This is a genomic window from Vibrio sp. YQ_11 (assembly GCF_043103065.1).
Taxonomy (GTDB): Bacteria; Pseudomonadota; Gammaproteobacteria; order Enterobacterales; family Vibrionaceae; genus Vibrio; species Vibrio parahaemolyticus.
This window is the reverse complement of record NZ_JBICJM010000048.1, coordinates 129,896-141,171: the sequence shown is the minus strand read 5'-3', so window position 1 is coordinate 141,171 and position 11,276 is coordinate 129,896. Positions and strand designations below refer to the sequence as shown.

General features: G+C 47.4%; 9 protein-coding genes. All 9 read left to right on the top strand.

Annotated elements, in window-relative coordinates; translation table 11 throughout:
- Positions 1-6 precede the first annotated feature (6 nt).
- The 9 genes from ACF8EG_RS19080 (at position 7) to ACF8EG_RS19040 (ending at position 11,220) form a co-directional block, all read left to right on the top strand.
- Positions 7-387 (top strand): Hpt domain-containing protein, encoded by a 381-nt coding sequence (locus ACF8EG_RS19080; protein WP_005454845.1) that lies wholly within the window; start codon positions 7-9, stop codon positions 385-387.
- 271 nt (positions 388-658) lie between these two features.
- Positions 659-2,203, top strand: coding sequence for a sigma-54 dependent transcriptional regulator (locus ACF8EG_RS19075; RefSeq protein WP_005455006.1), 1,545 nt, complete (start codon positions 659-661; stop codon positions 2,201-2,203).
- Positions 2,178-3,248 carry a glycosyltransferase family 4 protein gene (locus tag ACF8EG_RS19070; protein ID WP_069506959.1) on the top strand — a complete coding sequence of 357 codons (1,071 nt, stop codon included), beginning with the start codon at positions 2,178-2,180 and terminating at the stop codon, positions 3,246-3,248. The genes ACF8EG_RS19075 and ACF8EG_RS19070 overlap by 26 nt, the downstream gene beginning before the upstream one ends.
- Positions 3,249-3,398: 150 nt before the next feature.
- Entirely contained in the window at positions 3,399-4,583 is a 1,185-nt protein-coding gene (locus ACF8EG_RS19065; RefSeq protein ID WP_069506957.1) for a glycosyltransferase, read from the top strand.
- Positions 4,584-4,593: 10 nt separating this feature from the next.
- Positions 4,594-5,766, top strand: a complete 1,173-nt coding sequence (locus tag ACF8EG_RS19060) for a glycosyltransferase family 4 protein (protein WP_069506955.1) — start codon at positions 4,594-4,596, stop codon at positions 5,764-5,766.
- A complete protein-coding gene (locus tag ACF8EG_RS19055; RefSeq protein ID WP_069506953.1) occupies positions 5,759-7,189 on the top strand; it encodes a lipopolysaccharide biosynthesis protein in 1,431 nt (476 codons plus the stop codon). The genes ACF8EG_RS19060 and ACF8EG_RS19055 overlap by 8 nt, the downstream gene beginning before the upstream one ends.
- A complete protein-coding gene (locus ACF8EG_RS19050; RefSeq protein ID WP_021486645.1) occupies positions 7,186-8,550 on the top strand; it encodes an O-antigen ligase family protein in 1,365 nt (454 codons plus the stop codon). Before ACF8EG_RS19055 ends, ACF8EG_RS19050 begins: the two co-directional genes overlap by 4 nt.
- A 115-nt stretch (positions 8,551-8,665) precedes the next feature.
- The gene (locus ACF8EG_RS19045; protein WP_069506950.1) at positions 8,666-9,790 is read left to right on the top strand and encodes a glycosyltransferase; all 1,125 of its coding nucleotides are present in this window, start codon (positions 8,666-8,668) and stop codon (positions 9,788-9,790) included.
- A complete protein-coding gene (locus ACF8EG_RS19040) occupies positions 9,787-11,220 on the top strand; it encodes a chain-length determining protein (protein WP_025636835.1) in 1,434 nt (477 codons plus the stop codon). Before ACF8EG_RS19045 ends, ACF8EG_RS19040 begins: the two co-directional genes overlap by 4 nt.
- Positions 11,221-11,276: the final 56 nt, after the last annotated feature.

Genomic DNA, 11,276 nt, shown 5'->3' with positions numbered 1-11,276 from the left:
CTTATTATGAATTCCAATACTGCACAACACATTGAACAAGAGTTGGTTGATGAGCTCATTCTCCAGCAAATGATTAAAGACACCTGCGCGGAGATCATTCCCACGTTGATTGAACACTATATCGAAGAGTCTCGCGAACGGATGCAAAAAATTGAGCGGGCGTTGGGTGAGCATGACCTAGAAAAACTTGAGTTTGAAGTCCATACACTCGGCAGTTCTGCGCTGGCATTAGGCAACCGCCCATTGTCTCGTCAAGCCAGAAGCATAGAGAAACATTGTGTCGAAGGTAAAACCCAACAAGCGTTGGAGCTGTGTGCGGCATTGCCTTTACTGGCTGAACGTTCGTTTGAAGCGCTCAACCTGCGCAAGGCTCAAGGTTTTGAGTAACAAGAAGAAAACCCGCAAAACCATATGAACCATCGCACTTACTAAAGTGCGATTTGGTCTTCATCTTTTAAAATTCATTCCGCGCTTAATCAATTAAAAAATAAAGAATTTTCGCAATATCCCTGCCCTGTGCTAATACTTAACTATAACTTTTCTCAAATTGAGAATCTTCCAGCGACTTGAGGATGCTTATCTATTTTTTCTTTCTCATCAATCTCCAAGTGAGCTGGCAGAATCATAACAATGAATCAGATTAGGTTGGGATAGGACTATGAGACCAAGGGTGTTATTGGTAGAAGACTCTACCTCATTAGCCATACTTTATAAGCAATATGTGAAAGATGAGCCTTACGACATTTTCCATGTCGAGACAGGTCGTGATGCCATTCAATTCATTGAACGCAGCAAGCCTCAACTGATCATTTTGGATTTAAAACTTCCAGACATGTCGGGTGAAGACGTGTTGGATTGGATCAATCAAAATGATATTCCCACTTCGGTCATCATCGCCACCGCACACGGCAGCGTCGACTTAGCTGTAAACTTGATACAAAAAGGCGCTGAAGACTTCTTAGAAAAACCCATCAATGCCGACCGTCTTAAAACCTCTGTGGCACTGCATCTAAAACGAGCCAAATTGGAAGACTTGGTAGAAAACATTCAGTCTACCTTCGATCGCCACAACTATCATGGCTTCATTGGCTCAAGCCTACCTATGCAAGCGGTATACAAAACGATAGATGCCGTCGCACCAACCTCGGCCAGCGTCTTTATCGTCGGTGAAAGTGGCACGGGTAAAGAAGTGTGCGCCGAAGCCGTTCATCGCCAAAGTGATCGCAGAGACAAACCTTTCATCGCCATAAACTGTGGTGCGATACCAAGAGATTTGATGGAAAGTGAGATTTTCGGTCACGTTAAAGGGGCGTTTACTGGCGCAACCACAGACAGAAAAGGCGCGGCAACATTGGCGCACGGTGGGACGCTATTTCTGGACGAGCTGTGTGAAATGGAACTGGAAATGCAGAAAAAGCTACTGCGTTTCTTACAAACGGGCACTTACACCCCACTTGGCGGCACAAAAGAGATGAAAGTCGATGTACGTATCATTTGCGCCACCAACCGAGATCCACTTACAGAGGTGGAAGAAGGACGCTTCCGCGAAGACTTGTATTACCGTGTTCACGTTGTGCCGATTGATATGCCACCTTTGAGAGAAAGAGGAAGTGACATCGTAACGTTAGCCAAGCATTTTCTCACAACTTACGCCAAAGAGGACAAGAAAAAATTCTCTAACATTGATACCGAAGCGCAGCACGTGATCAAACATTACGAATGGCCTGGCAACGTAAGGCAGCTACAAAACATCATTCGTAATATCGTGGTACTCAACAATGATGAAAAAGTCACGGTGGCTCACCTACCCGCTCAGTTAACTCAAAAGAAAACGCAGGCAAGAACCGTAACCCCTGTGCACGTCGAATCATCAAGCCCGAGCAACAATCTCAACGGACATAATGCTCCAGCGATGCAAACACCACCCATTGAACCAGTGCAACCTGTTCAAGAGGCGCCTGCGCAACAAACACAGCCTACTGTCGGCGTTGAAACACCGAGTCATTCCTTATCGCCGTACTTTAATGCAGACGGAAGTATCCGACCAATGTGGCAAGTCGAACGTGAAGCGATTCAAAACGCGATCGCTTATTGTGATGGTAACGTGCTCAATGCCGCGGTGATGCTGGAGCTAAGCCCTTCAACGGTCTATCGTAAAAAACAAGCGTGGGAAGCGGATGAAGTTAATCTCGAACAATCCTGATTTACCCATTGTGGGCGAAGTTTGGATTTTTGTTGATAGCCGCATTTTTGGCGGCATCGAAAGCCACATATTAGAGCTGGCAAAAGGCATTCTCGCGTTTGGACACTCAGTGCGTATTGTGTTGCCAACGGAGTACACACCTCAAGCACAACTTGTAGAAAAAGCGCAAGCGGCGAACATTCCCACCAGCTATTTGCCGCAAATATCTGGCGTTCCTTCGAATACAATCGCGATCAAGCACCTCACCAGCGCTGTCGCGCATCACCAACCGAGTGTGCTGCACACTCACGGTTACAAGGCGAGCATACTGGCTCGCACCGCCAAACTGCTCACTCGCACTTTTCCGCGTTTGGTTTCAACTTATCATGCAGGTGAGTCGTCTTCGGGCAAACTGTGGCTTTACGACGGGTTGGACAGATGCTCAGGCTATCTCTCCGATCACTGCTTTGCAGTAAGCAAAAGTATTCAAGATAAAGTGCTCTGCCCCTCGCAACTGCTCAACAACTTTGTCGCGCTACCAAGCATGAACAACTATTATCAAGAGATCTCGTTTGTTGGTCGCTTAAGCCATGAAAAAGGCGCAGATCAATTTATAGAGTTAGCGAAAGCCTGCCCCGATTATCGCTTCTCTATCTATGGCGATGGGCCTGAGCGACAAAACTTAGAGACAACCGCACCAGCGAATGTCATTTTTCATGGTCATCAAACCGATATGAACGCGGTATGGGAAAATATCAGCGTATTGATTATCTCTTCTCGCTTCGAAGGACTACCCATGGCGGCACTTGAGGCAATGGCACGCGGCATTGTGGTGATCAGTCTAAAGGTCGGACGTTTACCCGACATCATTCAATCAGGCAACAATGGCTTTATTGCCGATGATGTCCCCGCTCTCGCACTCAATCTGCAACACTGGATGGCGATGGAAAAAAGCCAACAAGAACGAATACGTAAAAACGCACGCCAAACGATCGTAGAACAGTTCTCAACAGAGAGCGTTATTCCCGTATTGCTAACGCAATATCAAATTGAGATGAATAACTAACCCATATTGGTTCTCAAATTGAGAATTTGTCTCGTAGCCTCTTTGTTTTCATCTCCTCACCCATACATTTCAATCACTTAAACCAATAGCATATTTTGGCATCTCGGTTGCAGTAGTCGAATTAGATTAACGATAAGACCGAGGTGGCTTATGACTACTCCAAAACGCATTCTTTACGTTCATTATGGTGATAACTGGATTCGCGGCAGTGAAGTGGTACTACTCGATCTTATCTTGGGTATCGACCGAGACAAGTTCGAACCAATTGTCTGGTCGAACTGCCAACCTCTGATTGAGAAATGCCAAGATCTTGGTATCAAAGCAGAGCACTCTACGTTCAATCTCGTCGGTGGCTGGTGTGCGCCGCGTTGGGACATCACAGGTTGGAATAACCTGATCAAACAAGGTTCAGCGCTCATCGAGAAGCACAATATCGACCTCGTTCATGTCAACAGTGGTGGCCCTTGCCAGTGGATGTCCTTAGCCGCACGCATGAATCATGTACCTCTAGTCACGCAATTGCATTGTCACTACACGCTGCGCGATCGTTTTTCTCTTGGCTTGCACCTTTCGCCAAAATTGATCTGTGTAAGCAAAGATGTAGGCCGTGAAATTCTGCGCGATGGTTATCCAGAAGAGCAACTGCACGTAGTGCACAACGGCGTCTCTTTGGATGACTCTGAAGCGCCTATCGACATCAAAGCGCGCTTGGGTATTCCTGCTAATGCATTCACCTTCCTTTCGGTTGGTTCGCTGATCAAACGCAAAGGGTTTGACCGCCTCATTCATGCTATGCGAATGCACAACTACCATCAAACCAATCCACATCTCGTGATTGTCGGCGACGGTGAAGAGCGCGAAAACTTGAAGCAATTAGTTACCGTTCTTGGTATGCAAGACCGCGTGCACTTCGTCGGAGAACAGACCAATCCAGGCGCTTGGATGTCGGGCAATGCTGACGCTTTCATTAGCGGCGCATACGAAGAGGCTTTTGGTCTAGTCGTAGGAGAAGCGGCATTAGCAAAACTGCCAATCGTAGCACCTAAAACTGGCGGTATTCCCGAATTGTTCGAGCACAACCATAGCGCCCTTCTTTATCCAAACCATGGCATGGCTGGACTGCTGAATGCGATTCAATTGGTCATGCAAGATGCCGACTTGCGAGAAAAACTGGCTGAAAATGCCTACCTACATGCTAGCCAAAACTTGACCACGACCGCTTCCGTCAAAGCGATTGAAGCAATTTATGAAACCGAGCTGGAAAACAAAACTGTTGTACCGATGCCAATGGCGCAGTGCATGAAACCCCTTTCCCGCTGGTTGAGCATCAACTGAGGAACAGATCATGAAACGTGTATTGATGTTCGATGCGATTCCAATGCAAGGCGGCTCCAAAATCGCCAATGCAGAGCTACTCAAACAGTGCAATAAGCTCAACGTTGTTGGTTATTTGGTGACAACAAAGCCCGAGCATTGGACGCCACTTTTGGAAGGCACGCCGCGTATTCAGATTCTCAACATAAAAGCAGCGCCATTTTGCTCCACTCATGGCCTTATCTATTGGTTGATGAACGCGTTTTACCTGATTCAACTGTTCAAGGTTTGCATGAAGCTGCCAAAAATAGATTGGTATTTGGGGCTTTCTTGCCCAAGCAATGACATGCCTTTGTACCTGATGAGATTGTTCAGCCGCAAGCCAGTGGTACAAATGATTCACGGACCTGTTGGCGTCGCAAGATCGTCCGGCTACTGCTTAGTAAAAGCCAGCGCTATCTACTATCTGTCAAACACTCGCGAATCCTTGATTAACGCGTTGCAAGCCTATTTAAAAACACCAAAACCTGCGACGGAAAGATATTGGAGCACATTGAACGCCTCCACATTTGTGAACGGCCTTTCTCGCGAACGCTGGCCGAAACAAGCTAATCCAATCTCCAATCGCGTGTTTTGGGCAGCGAGTTTGTTGAAATGGAAAAACGTGGATTTACTGCTGGATGCCCTAACGTTAGAAAACACCACCACCATTCAATCTACCATTTGTTACATCAAACCGAATGTACCAGGCGTTGAATATTCCACTCCAGATTTTAATACCAAAGGGGTCGATTGGTATGAATCTCCAAACAACCTCAACGAATTGCGTGCACAGTGTGGTGTTTTTGTTTCCACCAGCGTGAACGAACCTTTCGGGCTTTCCATTTTAGAAGCACTGGCGTCCGGTATGTGTGTGGTTATCCCTCACGATGATAGCTATTGGGATCGCGTATTGACTCATGGAAAGAACTGCATCAAATACACACCGAATAATGCGGCTTCTCTGCACAACGCGATTCTTCTGCTTAATGAGTCACCGTGGATGAAGGTCACAATGGGACTTGAAGCCTTAAATGTCGCACAGCTATACAGCGCGGAACGCTGTTACATGCCAATCGCTCAATATTTATGTTCAGAGCATGCGCCAACCAGTCATCACAATGCCAAAGCGCGAAACAACGTCAAAGGATATGACCATGTCTAAAGCAATGACCAACATGTCACTTTTCGCGATTGCGTTAGTGATCAACAAAAGCATCAGCTTACTCATGTTGCCTGTGCTCCCACACTTTTTGACGCCAGAGCAAATGGGCAAACTCGAGCTACTGACCACTTTTGGCGTAGTGACAACCTTGTTGGTCAGCTTTGCTTTGCACGAAGCACTCTATCGTTTTGTCGGCGTGGAGAAAGACGCACAAAAAAGAACCGTTTCTCTCAACCAACTTTATTCATTGTCGGTGCTGATCGCCGGCGCGGTGGCTGCGATTCTCCTGTTACTGATTGCGTTGCTCCCTATTCCTGAACCTTTTACGCGCATCGAATTTGCTGTTGTCACGCTTGCCATTGTTCTGGAAGGCAGCATTGCGATTGGCACGGCTTGGCTGCGCACGCAAGATGACAAAGCCAAAACACTGCTTCAAGTGATGGTGACAACGACTATACTGCAAGTCACGTTTATCGTCGCGGCGCTTGCGCTGCACCCGCATGTCATCTCGGTGTTGATTGGCGGTCTTATCGCAGCGGTCATGCAATTTGTTTGGTTACACATCATCAACCGTTACACCCTTGCTCTGCCTCAGATTGCCTTAGCCAAGCAGTATTTGAATTACTGCCTACCAGTAATGCTGTCTGCACTTGTCGCGTTTTGTTTGAATGGCGCCGAGCGCTGGTTCATCGGTGCAAATGCTTCGTTGGCGACGTTAGGCATTTATGCGATTGCGGTTAAGTTCGCAGTGGGTATGTGTATTTTGGTGCAGCCATTTGGCATGTGGTGGATGCCACGACGCTTTGCGTACCTCGAAAATGGTCGAGATAATGAAGCCGTGCGTGTTTCCCATTTAGGGATGATTTATGTTTCTGCGCTCAGCGTGGTTGTAGCGACACTAGCAATGGTCATGATCACGAACTTCTTGCCAGAGACCTACCATGAAGCGGTACTTTACACTCTGTTCTTGCTACCGATTGCGATGCTCAAGGAATGGAGCGAATTGTTAAACATCGCCATTCTTTTCAAACGCAGAACCCGATGGTTGCTTGGTATTAATGTGGTTTCTGCCTTCGTTGCGATTGGGTTGTTGTTTGGGTTGTCTTCTCTCGGTATTTTTGGCGTGTTCATTGCGTTGTACTACGCGCAGCTTTGTAAACTCGGCCTAACTTACGCGGTTGGCCAACAGTGTATGTCTCTACCATTCCATTTGAGTTTGATGGTTTTACTTCAAATTATCTCAGGTGTGGCACTGTTCCTGCTTCACTCTTCACAATCGATAGGAATCGCCATCGCAATTTGCATTTTGACATGCAGCCTGCTGGCAGGACTCGCCGTTCGTTACATGAGTAAAGAAGCCCGCAGCGCATTAAGTCAGCAATTAATTCGATGGCGCGGACAAGTGAAGAGATATTCGATATGAGCTCAACCGACGTGAGAACAAAACAATCCATTGCAGCGCTGACGATCACCGTCGTGATTGCGTTGCTTTGGATCGTGATGCCTCACCCCATTTTGATTGTGGCAGTGTGCTTTGCACCGTTGGCATTGCTGTTCGTCCTCAATCAAACCTTTTGGCTCGTGACACTGTTCGTTATCTTCTCTTTTTTCCGTATTCACGAAGCGTTTCCTGCCATTTACAGCTTTAAAATTCCATTGCTTTTATCCCTTGGCGCGTTAGCTGCGCTAGCTTTTCATCTACTGCTAAGTCGTCAACTTACGGCATTCTGGCACCCTTCACTCAAGTGGCTGTGCATTTTCTGGGGTCTGGTTATCATCGGGATTGTGTTCGCCTCTAGCCGAGATATTGCCATTACGGTATTTAAAAATACGTATTGGAAAATCATTGTGATGACCTTGGCGATCACTTGGCTGATCACCAAACCACAGCAACTCGCTCAAATGTCCAAAGCGATCATCGTCGCCGGCATGTTGATTGGGTTAGTCGCGCTTAACAACGCAGCGAACGGCATTGATTTAGTCGAAGGCACTCGCGTATCGATTGGGCGTTCCATTGGCTCAGTGCTGGGCGACCCTAACGACTTGGCACTCGTGTTGATGTTTCCTCTCGCCTTTACCGTTAGTCAATTGATGGAAAAACGCTCGCCAACCCTATTACGACTCTTCGCGCTTATCACCTGCTTTATCCTGTTTTTCGCAGTGATACAAACACAAAGCCGTGGCGGTTTGTTGGGATCGCTCTCTGTGTTTGCTTACTTCGCCTTTAAACACATCAAAAGCAAAACCTTGGTTTTGGTTCTTGGGGCGGTTGCGGCTTTAGCCTTATATGCTTTTGCTGGGATTTCGGGGCGTGAATCCGGCGGCGCAGCAGAAGATGGTATCGACGCATCAGCGATGGGTCGTTTGTACGCATGGGAAGCGGCTTTCAAAATGGCACTCCACCACCCGTTTACCGGAGTAGGACTGGATAACTTCTACTTCAACTACTACTTCTACAGCCCACATTGGGATGGCATCAACCACGCGGTGCACAGTACATGGTTTGGCGTGTTAGCGGAAACCGGATTTGTCGGGCTAGCGGTATTCATCACGCTGATCGTCTCGTTGATTCGCACCTCTTTAAAATCCATTTCGCTGCTCACACCCGATTCCGATTACGCACTGACTGTTGGCGCAAACGCGGTATTGAGCGGCCTTATCGGCACCATTGTCTCGGGTACGTTTCTTACTCAAGGCTTTACTTGGCCAATCTACATCCTTGCCGCGCTCACCGTGGTGGTCAGTCGTATCGTTCAATCTGATTGTCAAAATGAGAAATCCTAATCCTTTCATTTTGACAATAATACAACTAGCTGTTTTTAAAAGCTAAAATCCTTGGCACGCATTGTGATTACTCCTTCTATCAGAAACCCAATCTTAAGAACTCAAGGAGAAACACATGACGGATATCGTAGTATTTGGCGAAGACTTCGGCGGCCTACCATCATCAACGCAGCACATCGTTCAGCGACTTGCCACCAACCATCGCATTCTTTGGGTTAATTCCATCGGTTTAAGACAACCAAAACCGACGGGTAAAGACATTCAACGTTTAGTGAGCAAGTTTTCCCGCGTTATCAGCAATACTGGCTCAGATAAGCCAACCATGCATTGTGATGCGGTAGACAACATTTTCACGGTAAATTTGCTGACAATACCAGCTCCACACTCTGCTTTTTCAAGAAAAGTGGCAGCGAAGATGATGCAGCACCAACTAGAAAAACACTTAAAAGCGTTGAACTTCGACAACCCACTGTTTTGGACATCCCTACCAACCGCCGCTGATGTGTGTAATGCCATGAATAAACGCGGGCTGATTTACTACTGTGGAGACGATTTTGGCGCGTTAGCGGGCGTTGATCATCAAACAGTGATGGAGCATGAACGCACACTGGTTGAGAACGCCGATTTTATTCTTGCTGCAAGCGACAAGCTGGCCGCTCGATTTCCGGATAATAAAACCACAACGCTGCCACATGGGGTCGATTTCAGTCTATTTTCAACGCCTGCAGAAAAGGCAAGCGACTTGCCGAACAATGGCCGTAAAATATTGGGTTTTTATGGTAGTTTGTCTGACTGGCTGGACTATCGTTTGATCGACCAAGTCGCCCAACACGCACCGGATTGGGATTTGGTTTTTATTGGACCGAATGAGTTTGCCCACAATCCATTACCACAGCGAGACAACGTTCATTACTTGGGGCCTCGCGCGCATCATTTATTGCCAAGCTATTCCCAACACTGGGACGCAAGTTGGCTACCGTTTGTCGACAACGCACAAATCAAAGCGTGTAACCCGCTCAAACTTTTGGAGTATTTGGCAACGGGCAAGCCCGTTATTAGCACGCCATTTCCGGCTCTGATGCCTTACAAACACATGTTACACATCGTCGCCGACGTCGAAGACGTGTGTGCCAGCCTAAGTCACCTGCTGCCACCACCAAACGGCTCTACATCTTATGTCCAACAACAAAGCTGGGAAGCAAGAGCAGACCAAGTTGAGAAATTAGTGAGGGCACTATGAGCGATTTACGAGAAAACATCAGCGTATTACTGCATGGCGCGTGGCGACGTCGCTATATGATTGTCATTCCGATGCTTGTGCTACCTATCCTTGGTTTTGGCGTAAGCAAGCTCGTTCCAACAACGTACGTCGCACACACCAGCATGTTGATTCAAGAAACGGCGAAGATGAACCCGTTTTTGCAAGATATTGCCGTATCAACCATGCTTAAAGACCGTTTGAGTGCGTTGAGTACTTTGCTGAAAAGCCGTCACGTGCTCTACTCTGTCGCAAAAGAGCAAGGGCTGATTGACGATGACATGGACGCGAAAGAACAAGAGTTCATCATCAAAGATCTCGCTTCGCGCTTGTCTGTTCAACAACTGGGTAAAGACTTTATCCAAATTCAGCTAAGAAGCGGTAAAGCACAAGGAATGGAGTCAATGTTGACGTCGGTGAGTAACCGATTTGTTGAGCAACTGTTGGCACCGGAACGCTCGTCGATTAAGGATTCCAGTCATTTCTTGACCATCCATATCAATAAGCGAAGAGAAGAACTCGACAAAGCCGAGCACGCTTTTGCCGAGTACAAAAACACCTACTCACACGCAACACCAGAAATGCAGGCCCAAAGCTTGACCCGCCTAGCCAGCTTAAAGCAAACCTTGGCGGAGAAAGAAGCCGAGCTTGCCGGTGTGACTCGCAGTTTGGGGAGCTTGGACCAACAGCTTTCCAAAACCAACCCCGTCATCGGTAAGATTGAAGAACAAATTATCGAGATCCGAAGCGAGCTTACTCTGCTCCGCGCCAAATACACCGAAGCGCACAGCCTAGTACAAGGAAAATTGCGCGAATTAAAACGCTTAGAGCAAGAACGCACAGTTCTGCTCAGTTCAAAACAGCCAGAGCTGAACAGTAACCAATTGTGGGACATTGCGAGTAACGCCACGGTAAGTAGCCTTGGAGAAGCGCAGCCATTGCTCGTGTCTCAACTCCATCAACTGCAAATCATGCGTAGCCGTTTTGAATCACTCACCGAAGAAACCGTCAGTTTGCAAAAGATGATTCAAGAGTTAGAAAGCAATGCCCATCGCTTTGGTAGCACCGCGACAGAAATCAACCGTTTAGCACGTGATGTCGCCGTAAAGCGTGAAATGTACGACGACCTCGTCGAGCGTTACGAAATGGCGCAATTGACAGGATCGCTTGGTGTGTTTGAAGAAAACAAACGCGTGAAGATCATTGATGCACCATTCACTCCGACAATTCCGTCTAATCTACCAAGCATTGTATTTATCATTCTAGGCTTTATCGGTGGTGCCGGCCTTGGCGTTGGTCTAGCCACCATACTTGAACTGGCAGACAACTCGGTGCGCTCTCGCCGAGCATTAGAAAAACACCTGGGCGTTCCGGTGATCACCACCTTGCCTAAAGTGACGTTCGCCAGTTAACTCTCCTACTCACCATGACGATAAAGCACTCGTTGACCCGAGTGCTTTTCCTTTGC